Raw genomic sequence first — 16,895 nt, 5'->3', positions numbered from 1 at the left:
GCAGGGCGGGTGCCGCTTCAAAAATTTTCAAGGCAATGGTGTCTTTATGCGGATCTCCAAACTTTATCTCACGCTGCTTTTGGCTTTTTCTGCGTGTGTCCTGATTGCTCCTGGCGCGAAAGCGGAGTCAGGGAGGGCATTTCAGGATCCCTTGTCCATGGCGGCAACGCCAGTGGCGGGTGCATTGAAAATCTCGAAGCAGCCCATTCTGGCGCTTGCCACAGTAAACAAAAAAATCGTTGCCGTTGGACTGCGAGGCTTGATCGCACTGTCGGACGATGGCGGGAAAATCTGGCGTCAGGCGAAGGTGCCAGTCCAGTCCGATCTGACCGCGGTGACGTTTCCTAATGACCGCAATGGTTGGGCGGTCGGCCACGATGGCGTCATTATCGCCACCAGTGATGCGGGAGAAACCTGGGTAAAGCAGTTCGATGGGAATCAGGCTGCCACCCTGTTTCCGGACTACTACCGGAAACAGGTTGAGGCAGGAAATGAGGGAAAAAAAGCTTTCCTCGATCAGGTTACGCTTAACGCGCAAAACGGTGCGGCGCTCCCGTATCTGGCCGTCCATTTCGCCAATGAAAAAATCGGCTACGCCGTGGGCTCATTCGGTATGATCGTGGCGACCGAGGATGGCGGCAAGATGTGGCGGCCATGGCTGGAACATGTCGAAAACAATGATTTCCTGAACTTAAACGATATCCAGCAAGTAGGAACGGATCTCTACATGGTCGGGGAACGTGGCATGGTATGGAAACTGGACCGGTCGAGCATGGTGTTCAAATCCATTGCGACTGGTTACAACGGAAGTTTCTTTGGCCTGACCGGGTCCCAGGATAAGCTGCTTGCATTTGGCCTCGCTGGCACGGTCTACCGCAGCGCCAATCGCGGGTTGACATGGGAGCCTGCCAACATCGGTACACGAGCAACGCTTACCGCCGGAACTGTCACTGGCTCTGGCCTCCCGATCCTTGTTTCGGAACGTGGCCAGCTATTTATCGGCGATAGCCAATGGAAAACATTCCAGGCGCACCCCATCCCAAATCTCTCGATGCTTGCCGCAGTAGCCATCAGTGGGACGGATAGCGTAGTCGTGGCGGGCTACGGTGGAATTCAGGTGCAAAGCAAGTAATAAAGCAGCCCTGGTAGCGGGCTAGGGATAGAACATTTCATTAGGATTGACCACTATGGCAGCGTTTGAGCAAATTGAGGCACCCGTCATCAGCAATCGCGATGACTTTGATGCGCGTTCAGGAAATCGCATCGAGCGCCTCATCTTCAATAATCGCTTACTGATTTGCATAATCAGTTTGCTTTTGACGATGTTCTTCGGATATGAAGCAAGCAAGCTGGAAATCAATGCCAGCTTTGAGAAGATGCTTCCGCAGTCGCAGGAATTCATTCGAAATTACCTGGCTAACAAAGAATCGCTGCGTGCTCAGGGAAACGCAATTCAGATAGATGTGCAAAATGTTGGTGGCGACATTTACGACCCGGCCTATTTAAAGGTTCTGCAAGAAATCAATGATGCCACGTTCCTGATGCCTGGCGTGGACCGGGCTTTCATGAAGTCCATCTGGACACCCTCCGTCAGATGGACCGAGGTAACAGAAGGAGGATTTCGCGGTGGGCCCGTGATGCCAACGGATTACGACGGTTCGGATAGCAAAATCGCTCTGCTCAAAGATAACATCGCTCGCGCTGGTATCGTTGGCAGTATCGTGTCCAACAACCAGCGCTCAAGTCTCATCATCGTACCGCTGCTCGACATCGATCCAAACACCGGCAAGGCGCTGGACTACAAGCAACTCTCGCACCAGCTTGAGTCAATCGTGCGCGCCAAGGAATCGGATTCAATCAAAGTCCATATTGTCGGTTTTGGAAAGCTGGTTGGCGATCTGATCGATGGATTGGAGCAGGTCATCACCTATTTCGGGATCGCTGCGCTGCTGGCCGGAATTGCGATTTATATTTATACGCGCTGCATAAGAAGCACGGTTCTTGTCCTAATTTGTTCTATTGCAGCAGCGGCGTGGCAACTAGGCATTGTACGGCTGCTTGGACTTTCAGTCGATCCATATTCCATATTAGTGCCGTTCCTGGTATTTGCCATCGGCGTTTCGCATGGTGCACAGAAAATGAACGGCATCATGCAAGATATCGGGAGAGGTACTCACAAGTACGTTGCTGCCCGTTATACATTCCGCCGTTTATTCATGGCCGGTCTGACCGCATTGTTGGCCGATGCAGTGGGTTTTGCAGTCCTGATGGTGATTGATATTCCAGTCATTCAGGACATCGCGATGGCGGCTAGCATTGGTGTAGCGGTACTGGTGTTTACCAATTTGGTTCTGTTGCCGGTGCTTCTCTCGTATTGCGGCGTGAGTCAGAATGCCGCAAAGCGCACACTGCATGGCGAGACAAAATCGGCAAATTTCGTATTTGACTTTCTTGATCGCTTTACTGAACGTCGCGTTGCAACGGGCACTGTTGTTATCGCAGCAGTCCTTGGGCTGGGAGCATATTTCGTCAGTCTCGACCTGAAAATTGGCGACCTGGAGCCGGGTGCGCCTGAGCTTAGGGCAGAGTCGAGATACAACCGAGATGTTGCCTATATCGGTGAAAATTACGGGCTTTCAAGCGATCAATTTGTGGTCATCGTAAAGACACCGCCCCAGGGCGTCGCCGGCTACCAGGCATTGATTGAGCAAGACCGGCTCGCGATGAAATTGCGGGAACTCCCGTTTGTACAAACAGTGCTATCTGCAGCTGGCTATCTGCGCTTTGCTACGGCTGGAGGAAACGAGAATTCCCCCAAATGGCTATCGATCAACCGCGATCCTTCGGTGAATGCAAACGCCATGGCCACAATCTATGGAGACCACAACGAGGTCATTAATGGCGATTGGTCGGTTGGTACGATTACAGCCTATCTTTCCGATCATAAGGCCGAAACGCTGGCGCAAACAGTGAAGGTCGCGAAAGAATTCGCCGATGCCCACAGCACGAATGACTACCAGTTTCTTTTGGCCGCGGGATCGGCGGGAATCCAGGCAGCCACAAACATTACAGTAGAACGATCCAGCCGCACCATGCTCTACCTTGTGTATGGCGCGGTCAGTATCTTGTGCCTTATTGCGTTCCGAAGCTGGCGTGCAACAGTGGTAGCGATTGTGCCATTGGCACTCACGTCGATACTTTGCGAAGCGCTGATGGTTTTCCTGGGTATTGGCGTGAAAACCGCGACCTTGCCTGTGATCGCACTTGGCGTCGGTATCGGCGTGGATTACGCTTTGTACCTGCTAAGCACGCAGTTGGCCCAGCAACGTGCCGGTGTGCCACTCAAGGAAGCCTATCGCATAGCGGTTGCCTTTACCGGTAAGGTCGTTGTATTGGTCGGGATTACCCTGGCGGTGGGCGTGATCACATGGGCTTGGTCACCCATCAAGTTTCAGGCGGATATGGGGATCCTGCTCGCATTTATGTTCCTCTGGAATATGATTGGCGCGCTGATCGGGATACCCGCCTTGTCCTATTTTCTGCTGCGCGATGTCAAGGCGGTCGGGAGCCAGGATGCCACGGTATCTCCCAGCGAGAGTGTGACCGACAATTTGGCACGTGTCGCTTGATTGGCGATCTCCGCAGCGAGCGAGAGAGGCGGCAATGGCCAACACCTTACTGGGAAGATCGGCATGGCATGATCAGGCAAGTTCATGTTGCGCCAGGTACTCCTGTCAGTGTGAGGGACCTGCTGGTGGTTAGCATGGATTATCGTCGCCCACAGCCCCCAATCTGTCTCCTCGCATCAAGACGCTTTGCGCCTCACGCCCTAAGATTGGCTACAGTTTTTTAGTAAAGCGATTTTCTTCAAATTTGATGCTGCCAGACCTATGAATCCGACGCGTTTTTACATGCCCGCTGTTTTTGGGCCAAGCAATATTCCAGACGAAAGCCATATTCCTCATGCAGAAGTGGTGTCGATTGTCTTTGAGACCACCAGGGATGCTGCAGCAAAGCTGTTGCCGCGCCATTTCGAGCTGGGGGACCTGCCTCTCATAACTGTGTCAAGGATCGAGTACCAGGAGGTGGATTATCTCGGAGGGCGTAGCTATAGCGAGGTTGTTGTGAGTGTGCGCGCCGTGTATCGGGGTATGGGCGAGCCGATTGCCGCGGGGTTCGCGCCCGTCATGTGGGTTTCGGAGGTTGGCGCGCTAATCAGTGGACGTGAACTGATGGGCTTCGCCAAGCTTCCCGGCGAGATGGAGGCAATCCAGCGGGAAGGCGACAGCAGGAGGTTTGGCTGTTCGGAATACGGAGCGCTGCTTTTGCAAGGGGAGGTGCGCGGCATGCGTCCGCTGGTGGATGAAACGCTCGCGCGCGTGCAACGCAACGCTTCCGAGGTCAATACCTTCGGCTGGAAATATATTCCGAACAATGAAGCAGTCCCGGATGTGGACTATCCGACGCTAAACGTCATGCGCTGGAACTATGACAAGGCATGGACCGGGGAAGGCCGCCTGCAGATTTTCAAGCCAGATCAGCGCACTGCGCCACTTTCTGCAAGGGTTATGGCGGCGCTCGACGCACTGCCGATCAAACAGTATCGCCCTGCATTTGTCGGGGAGGGGAGCGCCGTTATTGATCGAATGGCCACGAGAAGGCTGGACGTGCAATCACGTGATAACAAGTAAGATTCGTAGGGGATATTGATGAGTGGAATCGAGTATCGACGGGACGTCGGCGGCTGGCTGGTGCGCTGGAACGCCGCGCTGGCTGAGCGCGCGGCACGCGATGGCGACTGGGTAAACCGCACGATAGCGCAACTGGCGGAAAGCAGGGTCGAGAAACAGCCGGACCGGGTGCTATTAATCGATGGCGATCGCGCACTCACTGCGGCTGAACTGTATGGCAAGGCGCAGCGTCTTGCCGGATGGATGCGGGATATCGGCCTCAAGGAAGGCAATGTAATTTCCTTTCAGTTGCCGAATTGGTGGGAAGCGGCCGTCATCGACCTGGCTGCTTCCATGATCGGTGTCGTGGTCAATCCGATCGTGCCCATTAATCGGGATGCCGAGGTTGGCTATATGCTCGGTGAGTCTAAAAGCCATGTGATTTTCATCCCCGAAGTGTTTCGTAAGTTCGACTACGCCGCGATGATGCGCCGGATCCTTCCGCTGCTGGCTAATCCTCCGCGTGTCGTGGTAGTGCGTGGCGCTGCGTGTGAGTTCGAATCGTTCGATGCGGTTCTTGATATTGCCCAGCCCTTGGTCGCGCCGCTTGCGGTCGATCCAAACGCCGTCAGGTTATTGATGTACACCTCTGGCACCACCGGACGGCCAAAAGGTGTGCTTCACTCTCATAACAGCATCCTGGCCGATTGCGTGAAGATGCAACCGGTGATGCGGATGACCGATAAGGATCTTACCTTCTGCCCGTCGCCGCTCACCCATGTCACCGGTTACTTATGGCTCCTGAACATGCCGTGGTATGGCAACGTACCGGCAGTGATGATAGACATTTGGGAGCCGCGCCGAGCGCTGGAGTTGCTAAAGCGGCACCGCTGCTCGTTTATGCTGGGCGCAACGGCATTTCTGCAGGATATAGTGATGGTTGCCCGTGAGCAGAACGAGCGGCTCGATGCATTGCGCTATTACCTGTGCGGTGGCGCCGCAGTGTCTCCCAGCCTGATTTACGAAGCGGCTGAATTGTTTCCAAACTGCATTCCCTGGCGAAATTTCGGTGCAACGGAAGTCCCCACCATGACACAATGCCCGGCTTCCCGGGCCGATATCAGGTTCGGAGCGGAAACAGACGGTCTGCCGTACCGTGCCGAGGTGAAAGTCGTCGACCTTGTAACCGGCCTCCCGGTTCCGGAGGGTGAGGAGGGGGAAATCCTTGCTCGCGAGCCGAGCATGGCGCTCGGATACGCAAGGGCCGAGGACAATGAAGGCGCCTACGACGAGGATGGATTTTTCAGGATGGGCGATCTGGTCCGGATTGTCGAACAGGGCCGCATTCTTTGCACTGGGCGCAAGAAGGATCTGATCATCCGATCCGGAGAAAATATCAGCGCAAAAGAAATTGAAGACGTGTTGTTCCGTTCCGCCAAGGTGATCGATGCTGCCGTCGTAGCCATGCCAAGTAAAAAAACTGGCGAAGCGATTTGCGCCTTCGTTGTGGTCAAGCCAGGTGAAAGCCTTGACCTTGCGGAAGTCAGCGGCATGATGCAGGCGGCAGGCCTGGCGCGCCAGAAAACGCCCGAGCATGTCCAGCTCATCGACGAGTTACCCAAAACGCCCTCCGGAAAAGTTCGCAAGGACCAGTTGCGCAAGATGGCAATTAATTTTGCATTCAACTGACTGAGCGACGCTAGAACATGCCGGGCAATCGTAGGGCTGACTGTGCCGGCGGTGGAACGGCGCAAGGCGGTATCCGACTGCAAGATCAAGATCATGGAAGCAGCAAAGCCGGTGACCGGCTCCATCATCGCCAGATGCCATGTTCTTGTCGTCTATTATCAAGACCATTTTCAGGCCGCGAAGTATTCTGTTTGCGTCAAGTCAATTCAATTCGAGCGGAGTGCCGTAGGGGCTCTTGTGCTGAAGATTATTTCAATTCATGAAGGTTAAATATGACGACTCAAGTACTCTTTCCCAGGATTGGCTTTGCCATGGAAGAAGGCACCCTTGCCGAATGGATGTGCGAAGATGGCGCCGAAGTGAAGGAAGGGCAGGCGCTCTATGCGCTGGAAAGCGACAAGTCGGTCCAGGAAGTCGAATCGCCGGCATCCGGCACCTTAAGGATTATTGCCAAGGCTGGCGAAGTATACAAGATCGGTGACGTGCTCGGTGAGATTGTCTGAGGCCCTGGACAGGATATATCCATGAACGACATCACTTCTACTTCTTTCAGGCTGGATTTGCCGCCGTGGCCTGTTGTGGACTTTGCGGAGTTTGGCGAAGTCGAGATTATGCCGCTGTCACGCATACAGGCGCTCACCGCTGGATATCTTTCGCGCAATAGTGTCGCGATTCCTCACGTGACCCATCACGATGAGCTGGATATTACTGAACTGGAAGCGTTGCGCAAGCGCCTCGGCTCGGAATTCGGAACCAAACTCACTTTGCTGCCGTTTGTTGCAAAAGCCGTGGCGATGCTACTGGTGAAATTTCCGAAATTTAACGCCTCGCTTGATGCCACCGGCCGTAATCTGGTGTTGAAAAAATATTTTCATATCGGGGTGGCGATAGACACGCCGGCGGGACTGTTGGTCGCCGTGCTACGCGACTGTGAGCGAAAAAGTATAAGCCAGTTGGCTGACGAGCTAACGGCCATTTCTGCCAAGGCGAAAGCAAAGGGTCTTGCGATGAAAGAGATGGTTGGAGGATGCATGACCATCAGTTCGCTCGGTCACATTGGTGGCACCGCGTTCACTCCTATCGTCAATGCGCCGGAGGTGGCGATTCTGGGCGTAACGCGGGCACAGTGGAAGCCGCGTCGCAGCGATGATGGTGCGATCGAGTGGCGCCTGATGCTGCCAGTTTCCCTTAGTTATGACCATCGTGTAATCAATGGCGCGGATGCGGCACGCTTCTGCTTGGGTTTGGGAAGCGAATTGCTCAGGCTTGGGACTCAAGATGAGGTCGGGGCCCGGTGATTCGGAAACGATGCATACTTCAGTTCGATTTTTCGGAGACAAAAATGATGCCGTCACAAAGCATCAGCTTTACTGACCCGGAAGTGCAAAAATGTCCGTTTCACGCTTATTGGGAAATTCGAGAGCAGGGGGCCCGTAACTATACAGGGCCGGAGCATTAAAAGCCGTTAACAATCAGTGAGTTGCCGCAGGATATTGGCCGGGACCAACTCAACCGGCCGCATATGAATCCGGCGCTAATAAAAGAAGGGTGACAGTGTGAAAAAATTCAATTTTGTCGTTTGGAGCAATCCTCAGCCTGGCACGGAGGAGGAATACAACGCCTGGTACACCAACCAGCACCTTGCCGACGTCCTCAAGGTCCCCGGCTTTGTCGCTGCACAGCGATTCAAGCTGGCCCAGGCGGAGAGTGCTCTTCCAGGGCGCTATCTTGCAATCTATGAGATGGAAACTGACGATCCGGAAGCGGCCTTGGCCGAGCTGTTCCGCCGCTCCGGCACGGCAGAAATGCCGCTGAATGCGGCGCTGGACATGAACACGATTTCGACCGCGCTATTTGCGGCAATCACGGACAAGGTGGCAGGCGGGGCGACGACGGATTTGGTCTCGACGAAGACGTCTCGATGAACGGCAGCAGATCACTGAGCTCTGCGGCGTCGGCGCGGTGCGGTAATTCGGCCAGCACATGGCGCAGATAGGTATACGGCTCGACCCCGCAGGCACGACAGGTGAGCATTAGACGAGCTCCCTTTCAAACAATTCGTGCTTTGCCGGCACGAGTAAAGAAGCGATAAGCAACGTCATCGAGGTCCCGCCCTGCAGGAGCGACGACCCTTTCTATACCAGATCCGCTATCACCTCGCGTTACAGGTCGGAAGTGCTTCCATTCGACAGTAATCTCGCGTTCGGCGATGCGCCATTCACCCCGGCACCTGGTGAAAATATCAATATAGCGCCCACCGCAAAGAAACTCATGGCCGGCATCTATAGTGCCCTCGTTGCGGCATCGTTCTGCGTAGGTGGAACCGAAGTAGCCGGCGACCTTATCAAAATCGCCCTCAAGCAGGTGGTAGGCGTCGTAATAGGATTCTGCTGCCGCTATATCACCGTGTACCTCGATATTCGAGTGCGTGACATGATGCATGGTCGAAGTGAACATATCGCGCAAGAACTCTATAATATGTTCCGCAAATTCGTATGCCGTCCCTTCAAATACGGCATGGGAGTCCCGGGCGTCCGGATGGTATAAGGATTTTAGCAAATCGAGGTCAAGTCGATCAATCGCTCTGGGGTAAGTGGTCAGAATGTGCTCAATCGCTTGGCGGTCGAGAAGTGTTTGAAGTTGTGTAACGCTTTTATCAGCCATTGATTAGTCTCCCGATATTGTCCACTTGATGGGGAATCTTATTAATGCAGCAAGCCATGCCATGCTTTCCAGTCTGCGGGATGATGGCTCGACACGCCAGATCGCTGGGTAGATTTTCTTCGAGAAATAGCCGTACCTGTTCACGAAAAGCTTTATCGTTGCTGGTGAATGCAAGATCCATCATTGGCTCCACAGAGAATATGGCGAATTGTAGGAAGATCGCTATCAAGCAGTATTGATGCGGGACGACAGTTAATCCACTGTGCACGGACGGCATGATGATATTGATGAATGCCTCGCCTTTGCCGGTGCGTCGCAGGCAGTGGATTATCTGTCGCAACGCAACGGACGTATTCGCCATTTGTTGGAATCGCTGATATTCGGTCAGAACCACATGAAGACGCGGTTTGGACCAGTGGCGGTGAGATAACGCTGACGGAGTGGGCCGTGCCGCCGGAGCAGCGACCGAGATACGGACCGTCCGCTTGGTTCCGTAACGCAGAGACTTTCTATTCACCCTCAATGATTCAAACCCGATGGTGTCGCCATGTGGCGAACTGTTGTCGCCCAAAATCAAGACGAGCAGCTAGACAAATTCTATCCTTCAGGCTATTCCTCCAGTAGACGATGAGGTTTGCTGCTAAATCATAGGGTAAAGAGGTGAAACTTGGACGGCATCCGGAAAAGTACGAAAGGACCAATTGCGTAAGCTGGCAATCAACTTCGCATTCAACTAGGCGGGACAACGGTTGAGCGGATTCAAGGAACGCGTCGGCGTGTCTCCCTCACGAAATACGATGGATTAAGGGAGCGTCGAAGCAGGAATGTGTGATGTAACGTCTTTAAAATATTATGAGCAATAATCCACTTATCATCGTAGGTGCAGGACACGCGGGCGTGGAAGTGTCGGTTGCCGCCCGGGAGGCGGGATGGAATGGTGAAATCGTACTCATCTCCGAGGAAAAGCACTTGCCATACCACCGGCCTCCACTTTCAAAATCTTATCTTGCAGGTGAGACGGCCGTTGACACAGTCGTCTTGAAGCCGGCCTCCATATACGAGCGTGCCGGTATCCGGCTTCTATTAGGGAATCGGGTGGAATCGATCGATCGTGCGGCTCGGAATGTCGCGCTGAGCGGCGGGAGCGAGCTTCGCTATGAACGGTTGGTGCTCGCCACTGGAGGCCGGCCACGCACTCTGCCAATCAGTGTTTTGGGTGCGGGCCAGGTTCGTAACCTGCATTACTTGCGCACGCTGGATGATGCTAACCGGATCAAATCTCAACTGATCCCCGGGCGCCGTATGGTAGTGGTGGGAGGGGGATACGTCGGCCTGGAGCTGGCAGCACTGGCTGTCAAGGCCGGATTAATGGTTACTGTACTCGAGGCGGCGGAGCGTGTACTGGCTCGTGTCACTGCGCAGGTGGTTGGGGATTTCTATGCAAAAGTGCATCGAGCAGCTGGGGTGACGATAGAAACGAGCCAGCAAGTGGAAGGCTTTGAACTTGATTCGTCAGGAGCGAATATTGTAGCAGTCCGCTGCAGCAGCGGTGACCTCTTTCCTGCGGATTTGGTGGTGGCAGGCATTGGGCTAGTGCCGAACACTGAACTTGCATCCGCTGCTGGTCTGACAGTGGCGGATGGAGTATTGGTGGATGAGTTTGCCCGTACCAGTGATCCTGCGATCTACGCAACCGGCGATTGCACGCGTTATTTCAGTCAACTGTACCAACGTTCGATACGGCTGGAGTCGGTGCCTAACGCCCTGGAGCAGGCGCGTACCGTGGCGGCGAGTCTTTGCGGCAAGCAGCGCAGATATGATTCCGTCCCTTGGTTCTGGTCTGACCAGTATGATCTGAAGCTGAAGATGGTCGGGCTTTCAAGCGGCTACGACCAGGTCATACTGCGGGGCGATTTATCGGAGCGTTCGTTTTCGGCATTTTACCTGCGCGGTCGCCGTGTGCTGGCGGCAGATACAGTGAATCGTGCTCCGGATTTCCTGGTTGCTAAGCAATTAGTGGGCGCAGCGGCCGAAGTCGACCCCTCCGACCTGGCTAATCCAGCCATTTCTCTCCGAGATTTATTACCGTCGCCCGGCCGGCCGCCGGTCCAACAACCCTCAGTAGCGAGATGAATATGCCTGTAATTACCTTTATTGAACACAACGGTACCGAGCATCGCGTGGAAGCGCCAGTAGGCAGTACCGCAATGCAAGCTGCTGTCAATAACGGCGTGCCAGGTGTGCTTGCTGACTGCGGCGGCTCTTGCAGTTGTGCTACATGCCATGGCTACGTAGATGAAATGTGGACCGGTAGTTTATCGTCTGCGAAGGCGGACGAGCTGGATATGCTTGGCGGGGCCCTGGACATGAAACATAACAGCAGGTTGACCTGTCAGATCCTGCTCACCGCAGCTATGGATGGCCTCATTATCCGACTGCCAGAGTCACAAATCTAAGGTGCGCCGCAGGTATAGCCTGCTCCATGATTTCATCGACCGCATCTTGCCTGTCGCCCAGTCGGCCGGCACCGGATAACTCACGCCGGCAAGACTGGCTCGGCGCACGATCTCCCCGACCGTGGTGCGCGACACGTCGACGATTCTTGCAATTTCCCTGATGCTGCGCCCGTCGTCCTGACTCGGTCTCAGTATTTCAATAATATCTCGCATGGGTAAGCTCTTATTCGCCATCTGGTCCTCAGCAAAAATTGCCGAGGATGGCGCAGTTACCCCGCGTGCTACGCTAGTTCATGGCCAGCCGGCTGGCCAAAAAATGGTGGCCCGTTTGCTGTGGAATGGGTGGCCAGCATGTCCGTATGCCAAATAATTGTCGCGAACTATCAAGACCAACGGAGATTGCAACGCCAAAATACGATTGCATACACGTTCGACCTTGGCAAGATTAGTGCAAATCCTGTGTGCCACAACGCACTGAACCACCCAACCACTTGAGGATTAGGAAATGAGCAAAACGAGCTATGGCACCCTGTTCGATCCTGTAGATATTGGCGGCCTCCATTTAAAAAACCGCATTGTCATGGCACCAATGACACGGGGGTTCTCACCCGACGGTGTCCCCGGAGAAGATGTTGCGAATTATTACCGTCGACGCGCTGAATCCGGTGTCGGCCTGATAGTGACCGAAGGCACTTGGGTGCCCCATCCCGGTGCTTCAAATGAAGAGAATGTCCCGCGTTTCTATGGCCGCGACGCTCTTGACGGATGGGCGAATGTGGTTTCCGAGGTGCATGCCGGAGGTGGCCGTATTGTCCCGCAATTATGGCATGTAGGCCTTATAACGAAGTCCAAGATCGAAGGTCTTTATGAAAAGGGATCTGGCCACACCGATCTGCAAGTCGGACCCTCAGGACTCGGGGGAGGCATGGGCGAGATGCCCTCTCCAATCAATGATCCGATGTCACAAAGGCAGATCGACGACGTTATTGATGCGTTCGCTACGGCAGCCGAGACGGCTTGCCGCCTGGGTTTTGACGGCGTCGCATTCCATGGTGCGCATGGTTATCTTATTGATCAATTTTTCTGGGAAGGTACCAATCAGAGGTTGGATAAATACGGTGGAACGATCGCGCAGCGAACACGATTTGCATGCGAAATCGTCGAGGAGTCGCGGCGACGGACGCGGCCCGACTTCCCTCTTATGTTTCGCTTTTCTCAATGGAAGCTGCAGGACTATGCGGCGCGTTTGTGCAATACCCCTCAGGAATTAGAGGAATTTTTAACTCCGCTGGTCAATGCGGGCGTCGACATTTTTGACTGCTCGCAACGTCGTTTCTGGGAGCCAGAATTCCCGGGTAGTGACTTGAACCTTGCCGGCTGGGTAAAGAAGATTACCGGAAAAACAGTAATGACCGTTGGGTCCGTCGGGCTCGACCTCGACGTAATGCCTACCCTGATGGGCGAAAGCAGCAAACCCGAAAGCTTGGATCGACTGATTGAAATGTTAGAAAGGGGCGATTTCGACCTGGTTGGCGTTGGACGTGCGCTGCTTGTCGATCCCGCTTGGCCAAAAAAAATCAGGGCAGGGATGCACGGCGAACTGATGTCGTACCATCCTGACGCACTGCTGAGCCTGTCTTGAGACTAATTGGAGAGATGATGGACGCACAGGAGAAACTTCTGGCAATTGAATGTATTCGCAACCTTAAGGCACGCTATTTCCGCTTTGTCGATACGAAGCAATGGAAGGAGCTGCGTTCATTGTTTGATGACGATGCGACGATATTCTTTCTTGAGGCGTTTGATTCGCCTAAACCGGTTGACGAGGCAATGACCTTCATCATCGATGTTCTGGATAAAACGGTGAGTATCCATAGTGGTTACATGCCGGAAATCGAGATCATCGATGATCGCAATGCTCGGGCGATATGGCCGATGCAGGATCAGCTTTACTGGTCAAGTGCAGCTGACAATCCTTTCGGGATATCGGAGATGACTGGTGCTGGTCACTATCACGAGACATACCGGTGCAACGGCGGTAAATGGCAGATTGCCACGCTAAAACTCACCCGGTTGCGCCGGGCGACGATCCCTCTGCCGACAGCATGCGAGTGAGCAGACGGGGAGATGGTGAGAGCGCAAAGTAGCACCATTCCATTTTTCGTGCACGAGCATAATCCCTTATCTTACTGTTACATAAACATTTTATTATAGAAAGTGTGAATAATGACATCCTCCCAAATTACCTTTTCAGACCCGGAAGTTCAGCGCTGCCCATTTTCTGCTTATGAGGAGGTGCGCGCTCTCGGCCCGGTATATCGCGATCCGGTGACCGGAAACTACGTAGTTACAGACTATGAACTGGTGCGCCAGATTGCCAACGACGCTGCGACCTTCTCAAGCGTTACCGGAAAGCTTCTTGTTCAAGAATTGCCCGGACAAGACCAGGTTGACGCGATTTTCAAGGAACATGGATATCTCCCGATCAACACGCTGGTGGTCAGCGATGCGCCGGACCACACCTTCTATCGCTCTTTGGTTGACAAGGCATTCACGCCAGTACGTGTTCGGCAGATGGAAGACTATTTAAACGGAGTCGTGGAGGATTTGATCGACCGCCATATCGATGACGGTCAGATCGAGTTTATGAGCAAGATGGCCAACATAGTGCCCATGAGCGTGATTTCCGACCAGCTTGGCGTTCCGAGGTCAGATATCGAAACATTCAAGCGTTGGTCAGAGGCTGTTTTATCGCAAGCTTACCAAAGTCATAGTGTTGAAGAAAGAATAAAGATTGCCCATACCATCTGTGAGCTACAACGATATATCGCAGAGAAGGCAGAGGAGTATCGTAAGACGCCGCGTGAATGTATGCTCAGCGACCTTGTGCATGCAGAGGTCGGCGGACGACGCCTTACCATGCAGGAGCTTGTGGCCATCTGTACCCAGCTACTTGTTGCCGGAAATGACACGACAACCAGCGTGATGGGTTCGTGCATGTACCGCATTATTCAGGAACCGGGTCTTGAGGAGCGACTACGGTCAGATTCCAAGCTTATTCCTCAGTTCATAGAAGAAGTGCTTCGGCTTGCCTCGCCGGTACAAGGGCTGTGGCGCCGCGCAGTCCGGGATACCGAGATCGGAGGCGTGCAGATTCCAGCCGAGTCCATCATGCTCATCAAATATGGGGCGGCCAATCGCGATCCGGCCAAATTCGAATGTCCGGCCCACATGAACATTGAGCGATCAAATGTTCGCCAGCATCTAACCTTTGGACATGGAGCGCATTTTTGCATTGGCAATCAACTTGCCCGTGCGGAGTTGCGTATAGCGATCGGCAAGCTTCTTCAGCGTATGAAGAACTTCCGCCTTACCTATGGGGATGAAGGCGTGGAATATATTTCCCATGTCTTTAATTTTGGACTAACCAAGCTCCATATTTCTTTTGACCGTGTTTAATGCGGAAATATGGCGTTTTTCGATAAGATCAATAAGGAAAAGAGGATTGATATGAAAGGCCTGTTCGAAGGAAAGGTAGTGATCGTCACTGGCGCCGGCGGCGCGATTGGGCGAGCGGCGGCGATCAAATTTGCAGCGGAAGGAGCGCGGGTTACAGTTTCAGATCTTAGCGAGGAAAGCGTGGCTGAGACAGTCCGAATCATCAAAGAGGCAGGCGGCGATGCTTTACCAATTGTCGGAGATATCTCACTGGACGAACATGTTCAGCGCATGGTTAATGTCACTGTGGAGCGGTTCGGGGGCGTGGATTGTGCGTTCAATAATGCCGGCATTACTCATGCGGAGGATTATAAGTGGGACGAAGCTGTATTTCGCCGTACCCTAGAGATTAATCTGATCAGCCAGATGCTCTGCATGAAGTACCAAATTCCGCAAATGCTACGGCGCGGCAAAGGCGCCATAGTGAATACCTCATCAATTCAGGGTCTGGTTGGCGTGGTTGAGCCCCCTCTGCCTGCCTATACCGCAAGTAAACACGCCGTGATAGGATTGAGCAAAAGTACGGCCCTGGAATACGCTCGTTCGAATATCCGTGTCAACGCTTTGTGTCCTGGTGTCACACGAAGCGCAATGGTAGACAAAGTCATGGTGATGAGTGAATCGATTCGTCAAAGATTACTCAATCACGCTCCTCTGGGTCGCCTTGCTGAACCGGAGGAAGTCGCGGAGGCAGCGCTCTGGCTTTGCTCCGACAAGGCGAGTTTCGTGACAGGGCACGCGATGGTTGTCGATGGCGGTTTTACGGCACAATGATAGGCGTGGGTTTCCCCCGATAAGACGGACATCATACCTATCGAATGTGTCCGTCTTATCGGGGGAAACCCAGACGGTAAAAAATAGATCAGGTTCTAACCGGGGACTTCTACCATTTCGAAGTCGCTTTTTTCGGCTCCACAGAGAGGGCAAATCCAGTCAGGAGGAATGTCTTCCCAACGCGTTCCAGGCGCTATCCCATCATCCTGCCATCCCAAAGCTTCGTCGTAGATCTTTCCGCAGTTTAGGCATTGCCATTTTCTATACACTGTAACCCCTTTCATTGTCGTGCATGTTAGCTGTGCTACGGTATCTGTGTAAGCGTGGCGCCAGCACCGTCTGGACGTAGCTAGCCCTACACGCCAAAGTAGTTCCCACTACTTTTATGATGGGAACTACTTTGGATACTGAAATGAAGCCGGGTAACCGGAAGGGGCGACCGAACTATCCGGTCGAATTCAAGCGGCGGCTCGCCGCCGCAGCGTGTGAGGCCGGCGTGTCGGTTTCGAAGCTGGCGATGGCCAACGAGGTGAACGCAAACATGGTGTTCAAATGGCGGCGTGAATTTCGTGCCGGTCTTTTTGACGATGCGCCTCCACAAACGACTACAAAGCTGCTGCCAGTCGTTCTTGCGGATGCGCCTGTGGAGGTGGCATCGGACGTCGCAGCAGCACAGCCGACATCGGTGACAGCATCGGTCATGGTCGAAATTATCATCGCCGACGCGGTGGTCCGTGTGCATGGCGGCGCCGATGCAGCGCTACTCAGGACGATCTTCCAGAGCTTGCGCGCATGATCGGACTGCCGGCGGGCACACGCATCTGGATCGCGGCTGGCTTCACGGACATGCGCTGCGGCTTCAATGGCCTGGCCGCCAAGGTGGAGAGCGCGTTGCTGGATGATCCGTTCAGTGGCCATGTCTTTGCGTTCCGTGGACGGCGCGGCAACGTCATCAAGCTGCTGTGGTCCAGTGGCGACGGTCTGTGCATGTTTGCCAAACGGCTGGAGCATGGCCGCTTCGTCTGGCCACAGGCCACCGACGGAAAGGTTCACCTGACTCCGGCCCAGCTGTCCATGCTCCTTGAAGGCATCAACTGGAAACAGCCAGAACGCACCGCACCCCTCATGTCGGTGTTGTAAACGT

General features: G+C 54.0%; 20 protein-coding genes and 1 pseudogene. 16 read left to right on the top strand and 5 right to left on the bottom strand.

The features are described from left to right. The first annotated feature begins 46 nt into the window (after positions 1 to 46). The 8 genes from D3878_RS07045 to D3878_RS23425 all read left to right on the top strand — a co-directional run bounded on the left by D3878_RS07045 (position 47) and on the right by D3878_RS23425 (position 8,284). Positions 47 to 1,132, top strand: coding sequence for a WD40/YVTN/BNR-like repeat-containing protein (locus tag D3878_RS07045; RefSeq protein WP_119784819.1), 1,086 nt, complete (start codon positions 47 to 49; stop codon positions 1,130 to 1,132). Positions 1,133 to 1,187: 55 nt separating this feature from the next. Next, entirely contained in the window at positions 1,188 to 3,629 is a 2,442-nt protein-coding gene (locus tag D3878_RS07040; RefSeq protein WP_119784818.1) for an efflux RND transporter permease subunit, read from the top strand. Between the two features lie 261 nt (positions 3,630 to 3,890). Beyond that, positions 3,891 to 4,691 carry an acetoacetate decarboxylase family protein gene (locus tag D3878_RS07035; RefSeq protein WP_119784817.1) on the top strand — a complete coding sequence of 267 codons (801 nt, stop codon included), beginning with the start codon at positions 3,891 to 3,893 and terminating at the stop codon, positions 4,689 to 4,691. Positions 4,692 to 4,709: 18 nt separating this feature from the next. Continuing rightward, entirely contained in the window at positions 4,710 to 6,359 is a 1,650-nt protein-coding gene (locus tag D3878_RS07030; RefSeq protein ID WP_119784816.1) for an AMP-binding protein, read from the top strand. Between the two features lie 93 nt (positions 6,360 to 6,452). Then, complete coding sequence (locus tag D3878_RS23725; protein ID WP_158592203.1) at positions 6,453 to 6,629, top strand: hypothetical protein; 177 nt, start codon at positions 6,453 to 6,455, stop codon at positions 6,627 to 6,629. 2 nt (positions 6,630 to 6,631) lie between these two features. Next, positions 6,632 to 6,862, top strand: a complete 231-nt coding sequence (locus tag D3878_RS07020) for a biotin/lipoyl-containing protein (protein ID WP_119784814.1) — start codon at positions 6,632 to 6,634, stop codon at positions 6,860 to 6,862. Positions 6,863 to 6,883: 21 nt separating this feature from the next. Continuing rightward, positions 6,884 to 7,657, top strand: a complete 774-nt coding sequence (locus tag D3878_RS07015; RefSeq protein ID WP_119784813.1) for a 2-oxo acid dehydrogenase subunit E2 — start codon at positions 6,884 to 6,886, stop codon at positions 7,655 to 7,657. Between the two features lie 258 nt (positions 7,658 to 7,915). Continuing rightward, entirely contained in the window at positions 7,916 to 8,284 is a 369-nt protein-coding gene (locus D3878_RS23425) for a DUF4286 family protein (protein WP_147383900.1), read from the top strand. Here D3878_RS23425 and D3878_RS07010 read toward each other — a convergent pair. From D3878_RS07010 to D3878_RS23420, 3 genes and pseudogenes are all read right to left on the bottom strand, one after another. Then, a pseudogene (locus tag D3878_RS07010) lies at positions 8,223 to 8,396 on the bottom strand (transposase domain-containing protein); the annotation flags it as partial. The gene D3878_RS23425 and the pseudogene D3878_RS07010 sit on opposite strands and share 62 nt — an antisense overlap. Positions 8,397 to 8,408: 12 nt before the next feature. Continuing rightward, the gene (locus D3878_RS07005; RefSeq protein WP_119784812.1) at positions 8,409 to 9,023 is read right to left on the bottom strand and encodes a nuclear transport factor 2 family protein; all 615 of its coding nucleotides are present in this window, start codon (positions 9,021 to 9,023) and stop codon (positions 8,409 to 8,411) included. Continuing rightward, positions 9,016 to 9,600, bottom strand: coding sequence for a hypothetical protein (locus D3878_RS23420; protein ID WP_147383899.1), 585 nt, complete (start codon positions 9,598 to 9,600; stop codon positions 9,016 to 9,018). The genes D3878_RS07005 and D3878_RS23420 overlap by 8 nt, the downstream gene beginning before the upstream one ends. A 275-nt stretch (positions 9,601 to 9,875) precedes the next feature. Between D3878_RS23420 and D3878_RS06995 the strand changes: the two genes are divergently transcribed. Together D3878_RS06995 and D3878_RS06990 are read left to right on the top strand one after the other, a co-directional pair. Further along, positions 9,876 to 11,156: an NAD(P)/FAD-dependent oxidoreductase gene (locus D3878_RS06995; RefSeq protein WP_119784810.1), complete on the top strand. Its 1,281-nt coding sequence runs from the start codon at positions 9,876 to 9,878 to the stop codon at positions 11,154 to 11,156. Positions 11,157 to 11,158: 2 nt separating this feature from the next. After that, entirely contained in the window at positions 11,159 to 11,479 is a 321-nt protein-coding gene (locus tag D3878_RS06990) for a 2Fe-2S iron-sulfur cluster-binding protein (RefSeq protein WP_119784809.1), read from the top strand. On the opposite strand, the gene D3878_RS06985 is transcribed toward D3878_RS06990, so the two are convergent. Beyond that, positions 11,468 to 11,692, bottom strand: coding sequence for a helix-turn-helix domain-containing protein (locus D3878_RS06985; protein WP_158592202.1), 225 nt, complete (start codon positions 11,690 to 11,692; stop codon positions 11,468 to 11,470). The two genes, D3878_RS06990 and D3878_RS06985, sit on opposite strands and share 12 nt — an antisense overlap. Before the next feature lie 292 nt (positions 11,693 to 11,984). Here D3878_RS06985 and D3878_RS06980 point away from each other — a divergent pair, with 292 nt between their 5' ends. The 4 genes from D3878_RS06980 to D3878_RS06965 all read left to right on the top strand — a co-directional run bounded on the left by D3878_RS06980 (position 11,985) and on the right by D3878_RS06965 (position 15,751). Continuing rightward, entirely contained in the window at positions 11,985 to 13,121 is a 1,137-nt protein-coding gene (locus D3878_RS06980; protein WP_119784807.1) for an NADH:flavin oxidoreductase, read from the top strand. A 14-nt stretch (positions 13,122 to 13,135) separates the two neighbouring features. Beyond that, a complete protein-coding gene (locus D3878_RS06975) occupies positions 13,136 to 13,594 on the top strand; it encodes a nuclear transport factor 2 family protein (protein WP_119784806.1) in 459 nt (152 codons plus the stop codon). A 111-nt stretch (positions 13,595 to 13,705) separates the two neighbouring features. Further along, on the top strand, positions 13,706 to 14,938 hold the full coding sequence (locus D3878_RS06970) for a cytochrome P450 (RefSeq protein WP_119784805.1): 1,233 nt from the start codon (positions 13,706 to 13,708) through the stop codon (positions 14,936 to 14,938). Between the two features lie 9 nt (positions 14,939 to 14,947). After that, complete coding sequence (locus D3878_RS06965) at positions 14,948 to 15,751, top strand: glucose 1-dehydrogenase (RefSeq protein ID WP_233556261.1); 804 nt, start codon at positions 14,948 to 14,950, stop codon at positions 15,749 to 15,751. A 95-nt stretch (positions 15,752 to 15,846) separates the two neighbouring features. Here the strand turns inward: D3878_RS06965 and D3878_RS06960 are convergent, their stop codons facing one another. Next, positions 15,847 to 16,035, bottom strand: coding sequence for a rubredoxin (locus D3878_RS06960; RefSeq protein ID WP_119784804.1), 189 nt, complete (start codon positions 16,033 to 16,035; stop codon positions 15,847 to 15,849). 128 nt (positions 16,036 to 16,163) lie between these two features. On the opposite strand from D3878_RS06960, the gene tnpA reads away from it, so the two are divergent. Next, positions 16,164 to 16,547, top strand: coding sequence for an IS66-like element accessory protein TnpA (gene tnpA / locus D3878_RS06955; RefSeq protein WP_233556260.1), 384 nt, complete (start codon positions 16,164 to 16,166; stop codon positions 16,545 to 16,547). Further along, positions 16,544 to 16,891 (top strand): IS66 family insertion sequence element accessory protein TnpB, encoded by a 348-nt coding sequence (gene tnpB / locus D3878_RS06950; protein WP_119784802.1) that lies wholly within the window; start codon positions 16,544 to 16,546, stop codon positions 16,889 to 16,891. Before tnpA ends, tnpB begins: the two co-directional genes overlap by 4 nt. Positions 16,892 to 16,895 lie beyond the last annotated feature (4 nt).

It is taken from the genome of Noviherbaspirillum sedimenti, from assembly GCF_003590835.1.
Lineage (GTDB): Bacteria > Pseudomonadota > Gammaproteobacteria > Burkholderiales > Burkholderiaceae_D > Paucimonas > Paucimonas sedimenti.
The sequence above is the reverse complement of the archived record's forward strand: the minus strand, read 5'-3'. Positions and strand labels throughout refer to the sequence as shown.